Source organism: Anaeromusa acidaminophila DSM 3853 (assembly GCF_000374545.1).
In the GTDB taxonomy this organism is placed as follows: Bacteria; Bacillota; Negativicutes; order Anaeromusales; family Anaeromusaceae; genus Anaeromusa; species Anaeromusa acidaminophila.
Window position 1 is genome coordinate 155865 of the sequence record NZ_KB894583.1, and the last position, 15115, is coordinate 170979.

The following is a 15115-nucleotide window of genomic DNA, read 5'->3' on the forward strand; positions in this document are numbered from 1 at the left end:
TTGCAGCAAAAAGAGGCGCTCGAGAGAGGCCTCTTTTTAGTTTCAGACGATGAAGCTGTTTTTCTGGTAGTTTCTTGCTGAATTAGGAGAAGAAAGAGCAATTTCCTTGACAGGCAGGGGAAAAAAGGAGTACACTACAAAAAATAGTTAACTGGTTAAGTATTTTTAAAAATCCTAAAATAGGAGGCTGTTGATGGACTTGCACGGGATTTTTCATGGTTTGCACCAGGCGGTACGCGGTATTGACAAAGGCGTCAACCAAGTGTTGGCGCCTTATGAAATTTCCGCTTCGGAATGGGCGGTGTTGACGTCGCTAGACAAGTGGGGCGAGTTGACGCAAAAAGCGTTAGCAGAGTATATGCATTTAGAGGCGGCGGCGATTTCCAAGAGCGTTGCCAAGTTGGAAGCGAAAGGCCTTGTGGTGCGCAAAACGGGCGCGGATCGCCGAGAGCGCAAGGTGGCCTTAGCGCCAAAGGCTAAAGAGGCCTATGCCTGCTGGATGGAGTGTACAGGCAGGCATCGTCAGGCTGTACTGGCTGATTTTACGGAAGAGGAGCTACAGACGCTTTTGCAGGCTCTACAGCGTTTGCAGCAGAATGCAGATAAGTGGAAGGAACATGAGGTGGCAACGCATGAGTAAGAGTAATTCGGAATCATTGTGGACTAAACGCTATATATTAACAATTCTGGGGATGCTGTTTGTTTTTGTGCCGTATTCGTTGTATTTGCCGATTATGCCTTTGTATGTACTGGAAGAATTGGGGCAGAGCGTGGAAATGGCCGGCTTGAGCAATGCGTTGTTTTTACTGGCTTCGGTTTTGTTTCGGACGCAGACGGCGGGACTGGAAAGCCGTTTTGGACATCGCAAGGTGCTGCTAGGCAGCTCGTTTCTTTTCTTTCTTTCGCATTTATTGTTTTTAGTGGCGGCGCAGCCGCTGTGGGTACTTTCAGTGCGCTTTTTTGGCGGAGCTTGCTTTGCCATTGCCAATACGGCTATTATGTCCATGGGCAGTCGCTTTGTGCCGGACAGCCGCAAGGGAGAAGGCATTGCCTATTTGACTACGGTAGTAACGGCAGGCTCTGCGATCGGACCGTTTGTGGGCTTGCAACTGGAAGCTCTTTTTGGCTTTCAGGCGATTTTCCTTTTTTGCGGGCTTTCAACATTGCTTGGTTGGGCGTTGCTGTTGCCGATTCGGGAGCAAACACAAGGCGCCTTTGTGCAAGAACTTACTTTCTCGCCGAAGAAACTTTTGGAGTGGCAGGCTATTCCGGTGTGCAGCGTAATTTTGCTTGTGTCCCTTGCGTATGCAGGCGTGCTGACCTTTGCGGCGGTATATGCTAAAGAACAAGGCTTGGCGGAGCTGACAGACTGGTTTTTTGTGGTCTTGGCGTTTTGCGCCGTCATGGTGCGGGTGTTTACCGGGCGCATCATGGATCTGCATGGTCCTAATGTAGTATTGTATCCGGCCTTTGCGCTTTTAGCGGCAGGCATGATTCTTTTAGGCGCTATGCCTTCCATGTTGGGCATGTTGGGAGCGGCGGCCTTGATTGGCGCTGGTTACGGGGTCCTTGTGCCGACGGTACAAACCATTGCGGTACAAAAATCGCGGCCCGAACGCGCCAGCGTGGTGACGGCAACGTATTTTACTTTCTTAGATCTGGGCCTGGCTGCGGGAGCGTATCTTTTAGGAACGCTGGTTTCTTCTTTTGGATTAGGGCATATGTATTGGCTGCTGAGCTTTTTCGTTATTGGCGTCTGGGGTGTGTATGTACTAGTCCATGGCCGGCATGTATTAGCTTCCAAGGTGGAGCTGAATAAAGAATTGTCATGAGACGATAACTGCAAAGTATGGTATACTCATATTTTGATACGAACGTAAAGTTTGAAGAAGAGAAGAGTGATTACCATGCTGGTGCATCATTTAATATTTCAGGGGAAACAAGAGGATTTTGCTTTTTTAGGGGCTCGCGATGAAGCAGTTACGTATGGACAATTGCAAAGCCATGTTGCAGCCTATCGCAATTTTTTCTACGCCCAGGGCATTCGGACGGGGGAAAATGTAGGGCTTTTTTCTAGAAACTGTGTGGAATTTGTGTACAGCTACTTGGCTATTGTCAGTTTAGGGGCGGTCGTAGTGCCTCTTAACTTTCAATTAACGGAACAAGAGGCAGCATATATTTTAAAAGATGCTCAAGTAAATTATCTGGTGACGGAACGGGACATGGATTTGCCTGTAACACGCCTAGTGTTTGCGGAGTTTAAAGAGGCTGTAGCGTTGAAGAACGATCCGGCAGTGCCAGTGCTAGAGGACAGTCCGGAAAATGAGCAGCGTCCCTGCGCCATTATCTACACTTCCGGTACGACAGGAAAGCCTAAAGGAGCGGTGCTGAGCCATCGGAATTTAATTAGTAATGCACATTCCTATCGGCAAGTGCTGCCGATGGTTCCCAAAGACCGCGTACTTTGCGTGCTGCCTATGTATCACTGCTTTGCCTGGACCTGCTCTGTGCTGACGACCTTGCTGGGCGGGGCGGCGATTACTATTTTGGACGCCTTCGCGCCGAAAGAGACGCTGGCGGCCATTCGCGACTACCAGGTTACGGTTATCTATGCAGTGCCTACCATGTACAATGTGTTGCTGCGTACAGGGGAAGCGGCGGATTTGGCAAGCGTGCGCGCCTGCATATCCGGCGGAGCGCCGCTGCCGGAAAAAATAGCCAAGCGATTTCAGGGAAAATTTGGCCAGGAAATTTTAGAAGGCTATGGCTTGTCCGAGGCTTCGCCGGTGGTGAGCTTGAACCCGCCAGGCCGGGTGAAGCCCTGCTCTATCGGGCGTCCTCTTCCGGGGGTGAACGTAAAAATCGAAGGCGGTAAAGGCCTAGTACCACCCGGGACGGTAGGGGAGCTCTTGGTCCAAGGCCCCAATGTCATGCTGGGGTACTACAATCTGCCCCAGGAGACGGCGCGAGCGTTGCGGCAAGACTGGCTGCATACAGGCGATTTGGCGTATCTTGATGCGGAAGGCTATATTCATATTGTGGATCGCCTCAAAGATATGATTATTGTTAGCGGTGAAAACATTTACCCGCGGGAGATCGAAGAATTATTGTATAAATACCCTGGCATTGTAGAGGCCGCCGTTATTGGCGTGCCGGATGAGCTGCGCGGGCAGGCGGCCCGGGCGTATCTTGTTTTTGCAGAGGGACATGTTTTTAACAAAAAAGAGATGCGTGATTATTTGCAGGAAGCTCTGGCGGCGTATAAGGTTCCCAAAGACTTTGTCGTGTTGGACGTCCTGCCCAAGAATCAAACCGGCAAGATTTTGAAGCGCGTTTTGCGAGATCGGGCGCTTGGCGAAGAAGTGGATTCAGAAGAGAAAGAAGGGTAACTCGAAGAGGAGGGCTTGCTGTGAACTCCGTAAAAGAAGGGTTTCTTGCTGTGCCTGGAGGAAAGGTAGGGTATCGCATTGTAGGCAAAGAACGGCCTGGTATGCCGCTGGTAATTCTGCATGGCGGACCGGGAGCGCCGCATGATTATCGTTTACCTGAGCATGTGCGGTTCGAGTGAGTTTACCATGACAGGAAGTCTCGGAAAAACCGAATTAGTAAGCCGGTTAAACGAGATCAAGGTTCCTGTTCTCTTTACTTGCGGTCGTTATGATGAGGCGGCTCCAGAGACTACGGCGATTTATCAGCAGGCGTTACCTGGTTCCGAAATGGTGGTTATAGAAGACGCATCGCACGAGCATCACCTGGAAAAGCCCCAAGAGTATCTTGATGTGGTGAGGGAGTTTCTGCGACGTACAGAGCGTAGGAAAATTGCAGAATAAGAAGCATTTATGGATTAAATGATTTCTGTAGATACTAGTTGTTTTTGAGGGTTTTGTATTATTTTATGAGATCAAATTAATAGTTGTTCTTTATAGAGGAGCCTGTCATCGAGGAGGCTCCTATTCTTTTTTATCTAAAATCTAGGAGCCTTTTTATGGGGTATAATAGATCACCATGGCAAGACCGTTTAATTTCTTATTGTCTTATTAGGAGAAGCATATTACTTGCGACCTAGTATGGATTTTGGTGGAAATGTTTTGTTTTTATGGAAAATAACTACATATAGTGATAAAATTGTTCCATGAGCCTTTAAGCAATCTTTGCGTAAAATAGCGGCTCAACTAAATGAAGGGGAGGATATAAAATGTTTCGAAAAGTTTTATCTTTACTATGCATGCTTTTTGCACTGACGGTATTACCAGCAGCAGCCGCACCACCTCCGTTGCCAAACGACGTTAATATCATTGCTCCAGGTCCGGATGTTCCGGAAAAACTAGCATCACTCTCTGGGAAATGGGTCGGAAAGTTCAACTGGACCGGACGGAACGGCGGCAATAATGGGAGTCGTGAAATTGTATTAATTGTAGAAAAAATTGAAGGCAATCAAGTTAGCGTAATTGTTTCTTATGGTTCTGATCCTAGATCCGGCGAAACAAAATGGACACGCGCAGTGGGGAATGTGTCTATGTTTGGCAAGATAAAGCTTCCTCTAAAACCGCCGTTTGCTCGTTCTGATATGACGCAGGAGTATACATTGAAGCCAGATGGAACTTTAGAGTATTGGCTCGCTGCAACATCTCCCTATGCCTCTGATTATAGCGGCATCCTGAAAAAACAGCCATAAAACATTGTTTGAAATGAAATGTTTCTAGCCTGATGGATGAAGGCAAAGCTATAGTAATGAAGAATAGAGAATACCCTTCCGGGGCTGAAGTGGCTGAGGGAGGGTATTTTATTTGCACTTACGCGTGTTGACGATGGAACATCAAAAAAAGAACCATCCTTCAAAGATACCATCAAGATTGTTGCAAAACCTCGATCTTTCAGCTATAGAATTTTGTTGCGAAATATGTAGCAGCTTACTATGTAATTATTTTGCAAAACTTTGATATATCGATTATTAATTTATCAAGCGCTTTGCCAAGTGCCGCGCTATAAATAGTATCAAGTGATGCACTTCCATTACCAAGGCAGTGCGGGAGCGTTGGATAATCCTTTGTGTTTGACAGTATCAAATAAGAACTGTATAATAATAACAAATGAATAATGCTTATTATTTGGAGGAGCCTGTCACCAAGGGCTCCTTCTATTTTTTGCGGTGAAACAAAAAAAGTCTGACGCCCAAAGGCATCAGACCTCAAATTTGCTGGAGCGGGTAAAGGGATTCGAACCCTCGACCCACGGCTTGGGAAGCCGGTACTCTACCACTGAGCTACACCCGCTCGGAATTATGTCAAAACAAGGCAAACGTGCTTGTTCCGACGGACTTTATTATAGCTCATGAGGCTTGAAAAAACAAGCAGCAAAGCAGCTATTGAAGAAGGAACGCAAAGACTAAAAGAGAAATTCTTGAAAAGAGAGTGGAAGAGAAGTAAATGGTAAGGAAAAATAGCAAGGCAAGTCTTTGGAAAAGGCTGATCTCTGGGAGTGAAAATAGTTTGGAGGTGGCGATATGCGTAGAAGCCGCTTGAAATTGAGGATTGCAAGGCAACTGCAATATATTGTAACTGAACCATTTAAAAAGTTTATGCAAGCGAACTCGTTAGGGGGGAATCTTCTTTTAGTAGCGTTGGTTATTGGCATGGTGTGGGCCAACTCCAGTTTTTCAGAGCAGTATCATGCATTGTGGGAAGAGTCGTATTTAGGCGTATTCCTGGATGGCTTTATTTTGCAGAAAAGCTTACATCATTGGCTCAATGACGGTTTGATGGCGATTTTCTTTTTTCTGATTGGGTTAGAAATCAAAAGAGAGCTTCTCGTAGGAGAACTGTCGGTTTGGCGCAAAGCCTTGTTTCCGGTGGCTGCCGCGGCGGGCGGTATGATTATGCCGGCCGTGTTCTTTACGGCGCTCCAAGGAGGCAGCCCCGAGACTCTAAGAGGGTGGGCGATTCCTACGGCGACAGATATAGCCTTTGCTTTAGGCGTGTTGTCTTTGTTGGGCAAGCGTGTGCCGGTTACGATGAAAATATTTTTGACGGCGCTGGCGATCGTGGATGATATTGGGGCCATTTTATTAATTGGACTGTTTTATTCCCCGGCGCCGGTGTGGGAGTGGCTGGGGACTGGTGCGGGTATTTTTGTCTTTATGCTCTATTTAAATCGTTCTGGAGTACGGAATGTAAGTTCTTATTTAGGGTTGGCCGTGTTGCTGTGGGGGGCGATCCTTTTTTCCGGTGTACATGCCACTTTGGCAGGCGTCCTGGCAGCCTTTGCCATTCCAGTGCAAACCCGAATCTCCAGGGCTAAAGCGGCGGAAAAAGGCGATGCGTTGACACGTAAATTGCAGACCTTAAGTTCTTCCGAGAAAAACGTTTTAGCAGATCCGGTCTATCATGATGTGCTGGCGCAAATTGCCAAATTGTATCAAGATGCAGGCACTCCCTTGCAGCGTTTGGAGCATGCGTTGCATCCGACGGTTGCGTATGGCATTTTGCCGTTGTTTGCGTTAGCTAACGGCGGGGTAACTATTCAAGCGGAGCTGTTAGGCAGCGTCGCCGAGCCATTGTCGGTAGGAATTATTGTCGGGCTTTCGCTGGGTAAGCCGTTGGGAATTGTGAGCGTGTGCTGGCTTTTGGAGAAGCTGGGAGTTGCCGAGCGTCCTAGTGGCATGTCGTGGCGGCAGATGTGGTCGGCGGGATGTTTTGCAGGCATTGGGTTTACGATGGCTATCTTTATTGCGAACCTGGCTTTTGTGGAAGTGCGTTTTTTGGAGTCGGCCAAATTAGCAATCCTTCTTGCCTCGCTAGCATCCACTTTTTTGGGCGTGGCTTTGCTGCTGGGAGGCAGCCATGCCTCTAAAAACGAAACTTTGTTAGATAAAAAGATGTAATAAACGTAAAAACTGCCGTTAGAATGCGAAAATGCTTGCTAACGGCAGTTTTGATTTAGCTTGTGCAAATTTTTAAGCTGAAAAACAGGTTTTAGATAAGCGGTCTCGAAATTTGTATAAACGACAAAGCAACAAAGTTGCAAATCTTTCTTACGAATTAAATTTGGCGCAGATGGAGTCATAACGTTTTCGTAGCTGTCGCTCAAAGAAGGCGAAGATGGCAACGACGAAAAGATAAGCAAAGGAAACCAGAAAAAGAGTGGTTATGTCGTAATCTTGGTAAATCAAAACAAAAGCGGCGTATACATAGCCGATAACTAAACCATATTTGCAGATCGATAACATGCGGATTAAGGTATCGAGGTATTTCATAGAGTCCTCCTTGAGAGTTTCATGCAAGAACAGATGTGGTAAACATTAAAGTTATTCTAACATGTTTGGATAGGGTCGGCAACTAAATGAAGAAACGGTAGGGATGCGAAGTGGAATATTTGAAGCAAGTGCCGCTGTTTGGCGATTTGCCGACAGATGTGTTACAGCGAATTGATGCGGTTGTTTTGGAGAGGACGTATAAAAAAGGGGAAAGCATTTTTTTAGAAGGAGAACCAGGAGAAGGACTCCATTTTGTGCGCACAGGGCGAGTGAAAATTGTCAAAACGGCGGAAGACGGGAGGGAGCACATTATCAAATTTCTAAAAACGGGAGAGATTTTTGCGGAAGTGCTCTTATTTAACCATTTACCATATCCTGCTGCTTCGATAGCGGTTGAAGACAGTCGGATTGGCTTGATTCGCAATGAGGACCTGGAAAAATTAATTTTGGAAAATAACGCCTTGGCTTTGCTCTTGATTCGCTCGTTGAGTCAGCGCTTACTGTACGCCCAGCAAAAAATCAAGGAATTGGCGTTGCAGGATGTACCTGCTCGGACGGCGGAATTATTGCTGCGCTTGAGCCGGGAGCAGGGAAAACGAGACGCAGCAGGGAAGCCGCTTTTGGAATTACCGGAATCCCGGCAGGAGCTGGCTGGCTTGATGGGAACCTCGCGGGAAACTCTAAGCCGTACGTTGAGTGATTTTAAAAGGCGCAAGTGGATTTCGATGGAGGGGAATCGCATTGTCTTATTACAGGAAGAACAGCTTCTTGAATTGTCTTCTTAAGTTTTCTTGACTAGCTAAAGGGGCTATTCTATAATACCTCTAGCATGAAAACGGAGGCTAGATATGCTGCAGCAGGAACTAGACGACTATTATATGGGATTGGCTTTGGAAGAAGCGCATAAAGCCGCCGAAAAAGGAGAGATCCCCATTGGGGCGGTATTGGTCTATGAAGGTAAAGTATTGGCAACGGCGCATAACCTGCGCGAAACCGGCCATGACGGTACAGCACATGCGGAGATGCTGGTGATTCGCCAAGGTTGTGAGAAATTGTCGCGCTGGCGTTTGACTGGGACAACGCTTTATGTTACAATTGAGCCGTGTTCGATGTGTGCGGGAGCCCTTGTAAATAGCCGTGTTACACGCCTTGTCTATGGCAGTGCGGACGCTAAAGCTGGCGCAGTGGAGTCCTTGTTCAATATCGTACAGCATCCTGCATTGAACCACTCCTTAGAGGTTACCTCTGGAGTACGGCAGGAAGAATGCGCTGGTATTATGAAAGAGTTCTTTCGGCAGCGGCGCAAAAAATAGCATTTGGAGAGGTGTCCGAGTGGTCGAAGGTGCTTGACTCGAAATCAAGTGTCCCTTAACCGGGACCGTGGGTTCGAATCCCACCCTCTCCGCCATTTTAAAGGGATTGAAGCTATCGATTAAATCGGTAGCTTTTTTGTTTTGCGTGCTTATATTTTGCTTCATTTTAAGATAGAATGTGCCAACTTCACCGTTCGTAAAAATTCGTATTATATAGAGGTTTTTTGATGTAGGAATTGAATAATAAAATTGTACTTCCTTTCTATCCTATTTTTAGGGGCATAAAGGAATGTTGTATAATTACATCTATTTGTTATCGTCCGTTGAATTAGCGCTGTGCTATGCTTGAAAGGAGAAAAAATGTTTCGTTCTATTAAGACTAAGTTGATTGTCTTTATCTCCGTAATGCTTGCGGTGATCGGAATTGCTGTTATGAGTGCAGTTTTGTACTTCTTTACGGATTATTCCGATACCACGGCTAGAAATCTAGCGCAATCCGGAGTGAACGGCCTACATAATGTCTTGGAAGATGCCAAACAGGAGATGAAGTTGCGGGCGATTCTAATTGCCGCTAATCCTGATGTTGCTAGTGCAGTGGAGGCTAAGGACACAGCTCGAGTGTTGGCAGTAGTCGGACAGCTTATCAAAGATGTCCCCGTCGATTCGATTACGATTTCGGATGAAAAAGGAATCGTAATCGCTCGGACGCACGAACCGGCAAAAAAAGGGGACAGCGTTGTTGGGCAGGCGAATGTACGGGAGGCGTTGAAAGGTAAGGTGACGGCTGGAATAGAACCGGGAACGGTAGTGAAGCTGTCGGCTAGAGCTGGAGCGCCGGTCCGAAACGGGCAGGGGCAGATTGTGGGGGTTATTACTCCAGGAGTGACTCTGACAAAAAATGAAGTAGTCGATAAAACCAAAAAACTGTTCAATGTTGACGCAACCCTTTTCAAGGATGATGTTCGCGAGTCAACTACTATCACCCAAAATGGACAGCGCCAGATTGGAACCAAACTAGATCCAGCCATCGCCGATATTGTCCTGAAGCAGGGAAAGTCATTCAATGGTACAGCAAATATTTTGGGTATGGATTACTTTACGGCATACGAACCGATCATTGATCCTGCGGGTAAGCCGGTGGGAGTCTTGTTCGCTGGCGAATCCATGGCTCAAGTCCACGATTCTCGAAATAAAATGGTTGTTACCGTAGCGGTTACGCTTTTGATCGCCATTGTTCTGGCCTTTCTCGCTGCATTGTGGATGGCGCGAAAAATCATTGGGCCGTTGTTGCAACTTGGGGCAGCAGCCAGCACGGTTGCAAACGGCGATCTGACTCAGTCTGTGGCAGTAAATTCCTCGGATGAGGTTGGCATTCTGGCGCAGAATTTCAATGCAATGCTGTTGCATTTGCGAGAATTGGTTAAGCATGTGCATGACCTGTCGCAAACGCTGGCCGCTTCTTCGGAAGAATTGACGGCCAGCGCCGAACAGTCGGCGAGAGTAAGTCATCAAGTTGCCCAGGCGATTACGGAAGTGGCGGCTGGCACATCAAAGCAGTTAGGTGCTGTCAATGACGCTTCGACGATAGTTCGGCAAGTTTCCTCTCATACGGAATCAGTGGCGGTTACGGCAGAAACTATTACTGGATTAAGCGATAAATCCTCGGCGGCCACTGCGCAAGGAAGTCAAGCGATCGAGCGTGCAGTCCAGCAGATGGGGAGCATTGGAGAAGGGAGCAAAGCAGTTAACAGCGCGGTCAAAAAGCTGGCAGAATCATCCCGCCATATTGGCGAAATTGTCAACGTGATTTCCGAGATTGCTGGGCAGACCAATTTGTTAGCTCTCAACGCCGCGATTGAAGCTGCTCGGGCGGGTGAACAGGGCCGAGGATTTGCAGTGGTAGCGGAGGAAGTCCGCAAGCTGGCGGAACAATCGGAGACGGCTGCTAAAGAAATTACGGATTTGATTCAACAAAATCAAGCAGATCTTCAGGTCGCTGTCCAGGCTATGGAAGAATCCGCCGGATCGGTACAAGTCGGCATTACTGTAGTGAATGATGCGGGGCTGACTTTCCGCGATATTTCCCAAATGACGCAAGAAGTATCCGGCCAGATGTTGAACATCTCTTCTGCTATTGGTGAAATTGCTAAAGGGAGCGAGAAGATCGTTTCTTCAGTCTTGGACATTGAAAAGGTAAGCCAAGGCTCTGCCAGCCAGGCCGAACATGTGTCGGCAGCGGCGGAAGAAATGACAGCGTCGATGATGGAAATTTCTACTTCGAGCCAAAGTCTGGCCGAGCTTGCGCAGGAGTTGCAGGAAGCGGTAGACAAGTTCCGGCTGTAAAGCGTAAAATCATAGCTCTGAATCGTATGCTCGATGTAAAAAGGCTTTGCAGGTTTTGCTGCAAAGCCTTTTGGCTTATAGTCTACATGCATGCATACATACATGCATGAGCGATTGCTTTTGGCTGGATATGAAGCGAAATAGCAATGGAAAGCGCTTACACGCTGAAATGCGAAGGAGTGAAAATTCTTTAATACTACCCAATAGTAGTGTAAAATAACAACAGAATACATAGAGGTACGTGGCAGCGGTTTCAAAGCCTAAAATTGGGAAGGAGTTTTAAATAAATAGATTCAGTTAAAAATTATTCATGGAGGTCTGGGAGATGAGAAAGCGTTTACAAAAAAGAAACTGGGGAATTGCGGTTCTGTGGAGTCTGCTAATGGTATTGTTGTATAACCCGATCGCGCTGGCAGAAGAAAATACAGTGGATAGGACTTATTTGCGCGATGTATACAAAACTATGGCTTCTGTTCGGAGTGTGCACTATGATATAACGGCTAAAGGGGATAGTCCTAAGGGGGATCTTCAACTTGCCGCCAGTGGAGATTTACAGGGAAATCCGCTGAAGTTTAAACAGGACCTCAGCTTTTTATATCATGATCTATTGAATAAAGAAACGCGGTTTGAGGTAAAACAGTGCGGGGAAGCGGATCAGGAAAACTTGGTAGTCTATATGCTCCAAGGTGATAAATGGCTCAAAAAAACAGTGCCCGTAGGGACTGCTTTGAGTAAAGCGCCCACGGAAGCGGAGCGAACAGCCGCTCAAGAAGAAATGATGCAGTATTTAAAATTGGTAAAAACGACTAGAGAAACACCTAGCTACAAGACATTGGAAATTACCCTGGATGCTATGAAACTCAGCGATGCGATGGAAGTCGCTATGCAGCAGCAAGCGCAGAAGTTGGTCGATCCCAAGCAAGGGGAAGAACTGAAAAAAGCGGCGGCGCTGATGCGGATCGGTTTGTTGGCGGCTGGGGATATTAAATATACCGTGAAAGTCGATAAAGCAACTAAGATGATAAAAGAAATCGAAATGGATCTTACTGGTCCGATTCGCAAAGGAGCTAGCTTGTTTTTGAATCTGGCCCCAGCGAAAGATCGGGAAGAAATGAACGATTTTATCCAAAAATCGACCTTGAACTTACAGGTAACTTATTCGAAATTTAATCAAACCGGTCCGGTGGATGTTCCGCAAGAAGCGAAGGATACAGCGCGGGAAATAGAAGTTAAAGGTAAAGAGGCGCTTGCGAAACCGGCGGTTAAGTAAGCATAAGCAGGCGTTAGTGTTCGGAAGAAAAAGACACAATACCAGCGAGTCATTGAAAAATGGCTCGCTTTCGTCTATGCGTGTGATAGCATAACTGTCTTTTCGGCGTATGATTTTATAGATAATCGACAAAAGGAGATTCTAATGGCCAAAGTACATGCTTCGCCAAGCTATTTGCAATCAAAAGCCATTGCTAATCTGTTTTTAGCAAGTCTGTTCGTTTTACCATTGCTCTTGTACTTCTATTTCTTTTTTAAATATAGCTTTCATTTTGACGTTTATTTTCATTTGATTCCGGTGTTGCTTACCGTTCCTGCTAACTTTTATCTGCAAAAAGCCTTTAAACTCTTTTCGGGGGCTAGGGGTGAAAGCGATGCCAAGAAGTATCTTGGAAAACTACCCAGCGACTATTGCGTTTTTAGCAATTTTCATTTGCAGTATGAAGGAAAAGAATGTGAGATCGATCTGCTGGTAATAGGAAGTAACGGGATTTTTGCCGTTGAAGTTAAAAATCACAAGGGGAAGATATCGGGTGAAGCGGATGCAGACTATTGGGAGCAAAAAAAGACAGGGAGACAAGGCGGCGTTTACACTGCGAAGATGAAAAACCCGATTAAGCAAGTAAAACGCAGTGTATACATTCTTTCCCGGATTCTAGAGGAAAACCAAGTGCGATTTTGGATTACTCCGATGGTTTTTCTAACAAACCAACCTTCTGGAGTGGATGTTGAAAGTAATAAGGTATATACTTGCGGGAAGTCGCTTGTTTATGAGATAGAGAATACTAAGGCGCGGGAAACCTTAGGTCACAAAAAAATGAGTCGGTTGAAAAATGTGCTGCTGCAAGAAGATTCCAAATCTAGCAGAACCTCGTTCGTATCTGAAGTGATTTTTACGAAAAACAATGCAATCGCGGCTGTTCTTTTTGCGGCAGTGTTGGGAGTTTATTCGCAGCTTCCTTATGGAAATGGTAGACACGTACAGTCTTTTAAGATGGAAGCAGGACAAGGTCGTATGGAGAGCAATCTATTCTTGGGAGAATATCAAAAACTAAAGGAAGAAGTCGAGCGGAGACAGGCTGAGCAGGAACAAAGAGTGAAAAAGGCATATTAATGTGCTTCTCTGTCCTGTGAATAGACATGAGGAATTGTTCAGTGTTATTTCAAAAATAGCTATCGATTACAGCGATGCTTATAAAAAATAGTAAGAAAATCAAGGCTTTGCGGATTTTGCTGCAAAGCCTTTTTGTCGTTTGCTAAAGAGTCGTACAACATATAGGATTTTTTCCTACGTGTTTTTCATTTCTTTTCTGATAGTCAAAGAAGCCATATTGTGTGACAATTCAGAAGGAGATAAGCAGGAATAAAAAAAGGAAGGAGGACTAGCGCGGTTATCATTTTTGATATTTGCGGCTTTTCTGAGACAATCAAAATTTAGAGAAATGAGGTAGATTTGATTATGGGAGCTCTTTGGAACTTCTTTAAATCTGGGCCGAATGCAACTCCGCTGACAGATGAAAAAGAAATCAAATCCAAGTTTAATTTATTCCGTTGGCAAGTATTTGGTTCTATTACCATTGGTTATGCTTTGTTTTATGTATTGCGTCTTAATTTTTCGGTTATCAAAAAACCTCTTATGTCTATGGGCATTTTGAATGCACAGCAATTGGGCCTTATGGGTTCAGTATTCTTCATTACGTATGGTATTGGCAAATTCACCAACAGCTTTTTGGCAGATAGGGTTAATAATAAACGCTTTTTCGCTTTCGGACTTTTTATATCTTCAGTTGCCAGTACGCTGATGGGTTTTTGTAACGAATTTATGCCTTTGGTGGTTTTATGGGGCATTAATGGCTGGTTCCAGTCCTTTGGCGCTGGTCCTTGCATCGTAGCCCTGAACCAATGGTTCACCAACAAAGAACGCGGCACATACTATGGTATTTGGTTTACTAGCCATAATCTTGGTGCAGCCTTTACGTACTTGGTAACCGCTGTGTTGGTTACTTCCTATAGCTGGCAGATGGGCTTTATCGTTCCGGGCGTTGTTTGTGCGATCGGTTCGCTGGCGATTCTGTTCTTCATGCATGACCGCCCGGAAACCAATGGTTTGCCGAATGCGGAAGTATATCGCGGCGGCGTACAGCCGACAGCTATTAAAACGGATAAGACCGTTGCGCAGTTGCAATGGGAAGTTGTTAAGAATCCGGCTGTTTGGATTCTTGGTTTGTCCAGTCTCTGCTGCTATATTACCCGCTATGCTATCGAAAGCTGGGGCGTAGTTTATTTGACCGCAGCTAAAGGCTATTCAACGGTTGGCGCTGCAGGCGTACTTGGCGGTATGCAGATTGCCGGTATTCTTGGCGCTATGACTTGCGGTCTTTTCTCGGATAAATTTTTCAACCATAAACGCAACATGCCTTGCTTGATTTACGGTGTGCTGTATGCCGGTTCGGTTGCGGCATTCCTGTGGGCGCCGCCGAGCTTTACCATGGATATGGTCAGCTTGTCGGTTTACGGCTGGGTAATGGGCGCATTGGTGTGCTACTTGGGCGGCCTGATGGCGGTTGACATTGTGCCGAAGCGCGCAACTGGCGCTGCAATGGGTATGATTGGTTTGCTGAGTTATGCTGGTGCGGCTCTTCAAGAAGCGGTCAGCGGCTACTTTATCAATGCCCATATGACGATTGTCGAAGGCCAAAAGATCTATGACTTCACCTATGCTGGTTACTTCTGGGTAGGCGCTGCAGTGGTTTCCGCCCTGCTGGCCTTGTTGGTTTGGAATGCCAAACCGAAAGAAGTAGTTTGATTATAACTAGGTAATTAACTAAAGGTAAGAGGCTATGATCCTTCTGGATAGGATCATAGCCTCTTTTTTGCCCCCAAGGGCATGGGGGTGAAGAATTTAAAAGGAGTTTTCTTTTGTTATGGTGAATATTAA

At 46.1% G+C, this 15115-nt stretch carries 14 protein-coding genes and 2 tRNA genes; 14 read left to right on the forward strand and 2 right to left on the reverse strand.

From position 1 onward, the window contains the following. The first annotated feature begins 193 nt into the window (after window positions 1-193). The 6 genes from C508_RS0102515 (at window position 194) to C508_RS0102540 (ending at window position 4675) form a co-directional block, all read left to right on the forward strand. Complete coding sequence (locus C508_RS0102515; protein ID WP_018701964.1) at window positions 194-640, forward strand: MarR family winged helix-turn-helix transcriptional regulator; 447 nt, start codon at window positions 194-196, stop codon at window positions 638-640. Beyond that, window positions 633-1832: an MFS transporter gene (locus C508_RS0102520; protein WP_018701965.1), complete on the forward strand. Its 1200-nt coding sequence runs from the start codon at window positions 633-635 to the stop codon at window positions 1830-1832. Before C508_RS0102515 ends, C508_RS0102520 begins: the two co-directional genes overlap by 8 nt. A 51-nt stretch (window positions 1833-1883) precedes the next feature. Beyond that, window positions 1884-3389 carry a class I adenylate-forming enzyme family protein gene (locus tag C508_RS17645; protein WP_245553709.1) on the forward strand — a complete coding sequence of 502 codons (1506 nt, stop codon included), beginning with the start codon at window positions 1884-1886 and terminating at the stop codon, window positions 3387-3389. A gap of 20 nt (window positions 3390-3409) precedes the next feature. Continuing rightward, on the forward strand, window positions 3410-3568 hold the full coding sequence (locus C508_RS20235; RefSeq protein WP_018701967.1) for a hypothetical protein: 159 nt from the start codon (window positions 3410-3412) through the stop codon (window positions 3566-3568). Next, window positions 3531-3830, forward strand: a complete 300-nt coding sequence (locus C508_RS0102535) for an alpha/beta hydrolase family protein (RefSeq protein ID WP_156817562.1) — start codon at window positions 3531-3533, stop codon at window positions 3828-3830. The genes C508_RS20235 and C508_RS0102535 overlap by 38 nt, the downstream gene beginning before the upstream one ends. A 365-nt stretch (window positions 3831-4195) precedes the next feature. Beyond that, the gene (locus tag C508_RS0102540) at window positions 4196-4675 is read left to right on the forward strand and encodes a hypothetical protein (RefSeq protein WP_018701969.1); all 480 of its coding nucleotides are present in this window, start codon (window positions 4196-4198) and stop codon (window positions 4673-4675) included. Between the two features lie 523 nt (window positions 4676-5198). Here the strand turns inward: C508_RS0102540 and C508_RS0102545 are convergent. Next, window positions 5199-5273: transfer RNA gene (locus C508_RS0102545), tRNA-Gly, on the reverse strand. A 230-nt stretch (window positions 5274-5503) separates the two neighbouring features. Between C508_RS0102545 and nhaA the strand changes: the two genes are divergently transcribed. Further along, the gene (gene nhaA / locus C508_RS17655) at window positions 5504-6880 is read left to right on the forward strand and encodes a Na+/H+ antiporter NhaA (RefSeq protein ID WP_018701970.1); all 1377 of its coding nucleotides are present in this window, start codon (window positions 5504-5506) and stop codon (window positions 6878-6880) included. Window positions 6881-7030: 150 nt separating this feature from the next. On the opposite strand, the gene C508_RS0102555 is transcribed toward nhaA, so the two are convergent. Continuing rightward, window positions 7031-7252: a hypothetical protein gene (locus C508_RS0102555; protein ID WP_018701971.1), complete on the reverse strand. Its 222-nt coding sequence runs from the start codon at window positions 7250-7252 to the stop codon at window positions 7031-7033. Between the two features lie 110 nt (window positions 7253-7362). On the opposite strand from C508_RS0102555, the gene C508_RS0102560 reads away from it, so the two are divergent. The 7 genes from C508_RS0102560 (at window position 7363) to C508_RS0102595 (ending at window position 14983) form a co-directional block, all read left to right on the forward strand. Next, window positions 7363-8037, forward strand: a complete 675-nt coding sequence (locus C508_RS0102560) for a Crp/Fnr family transcriptional regulator (protein WP_018701972.1) — start codon at window positions 7363-7365, stop codon at window positions 8035-8037. Between the two features lie 63 nt (window positions 8038-8100). Then, a complete protein-coding gene (tadA, locus tag C508_RS0102565) occupies window positions 8101-8565 on the forward strand; it encodes a tRNA adenosine(34) deaminase TadA (protein WP_018701973.1) in 465 nt (154 codons plus the stop codon). A 5-nt stretch (window positions 8566-8570) separates the two neighbouring features. Next, window positions 8571-8660, forward strand: a tRNA-Ser gene (locus C508_RS0102570). A 265-nt stretch (window positions 8661-8925) separates the two neighbouring features. Continuing rightward, complete coding sequence (locus C508_RS19305; RefSeq protein ID WP_018701974.1) at window positions 8926-10908, forward strand: methyl-accepting chemotaxis protein; 1983 nt, start codon at window positions 8926-8928, stop codon at window positions 10906-10908. A 325-nt stretch (window positions 10909-11233) separates the two neighbouring features. Then, complete coding sequence (locus C508_RS0102580; RefSeq protein ID WP_018701975.1) at window positions 11234-12178, forward strand: DUF6612 family protein; 945 nt, start codon at window positions 11234-11236, stop codon at window positions 12176-12178. Window positions 12179-12322: 144 nt separating this feature from the next. Then, window positions 12323-13291 carry a nuclease-related domain-containing protein gene (locus tag C508_RS19310; RefSeq protein WP_018701976.1) on the forward strand — a complete coding sequence of 323 codons (969 nt, stop codon included), beginning with the start codon at window positions 12323-12325 and terminating at the stop codon, window positions 13289-13291. 345 nt (window positions 13292-13636) lie between these two features. Further along, window positions 13637-14983, forward strand: a complete 1347-nt coding sequence (locus C508_RS0102595; protein ID WP_018701978.1) for an MFS transporter — start codon at window positions 13637-13639, stop codon at window positions 14981-14983. Window positions 14984-15115: the final 132 nt, after the last annotated feature.

Bases quoted from the DNA above. Each gene is read 5' to 3' on its own strand.
- C508_RS0102520 (WP_018701965.1), top strand. From the start codon at position 633: ATGAGTAAGAGTAATTCGGAATCATTGTGGACTAAACGCTATATATTA.
- C508_RS0102580 (WP_018701975.1), top strand. From the start codon at position 11,234: ATGAGAAAGCGTTTACAAAAAAGAAACTGGGGAATTGCGGTTCTGTGG.
- C508_RS0102535 (WP_156817562.1), top strand. From the start codon at position 3,531: ATGATTATCGTTTACCTGAGCATGTGCGGTTCGAGTGAGTTTACCATG.
- C508_RS0102540 (WP_018701969.1), top strand. From the start codon at position 4,196: ATGTTTCGAAAAGTTTTATCTTTACTATGCATGCTTTTTGCACTGACG.
- C508_RS0102515 (WP_018701964.1), top strand. From the start codon at position 194: ATGGACTTGCACGGGATTTTTCATGGTTTGCACCAGGCGGTACGCGGT.
- C508_RS19305 (WP_018701974.1), top strand. From the start codon at position 8,926: ATGTTTCGTTCTATTAAGACTAAGTTGATTGTCTTTATCTCCGTAATG.
- nhaA (WP_018701970.1), top strand. From the start codon at position 5,504: ATGCGTAGAAGCCGCTTGAAATTGAGGATTGCAAGGCAACTGCAATAT.
- C508_RS0102595 (WP_018701978.1), top strand. From the start codon at position 13,637: ATGGGAGCTCTTTGGAACTTCTTTAAATCTGGGCCGAATGCAACTCCG.
- C508_RS0102555 (WP_018701971.1), bottom strand. From the start codon at position 7,252: ATGAAATACCTCGATACCTTAATCCGCATGTTATCGATCTGCAAATAT.
- tadA (WP_018701973.1), top strand. From the start codon at position 8,101: ATGCTGCAGCAGGAACTAGACGACTATTATATGGGATTGGCTTTGGAA.
- C508_RS19310 (WP_018701976.1), top strand. From the start codon at position 12,323: ATGGCCAAAGTACATGCTTCGCCAAGCTATTTGCAATCAAAAGCCATT.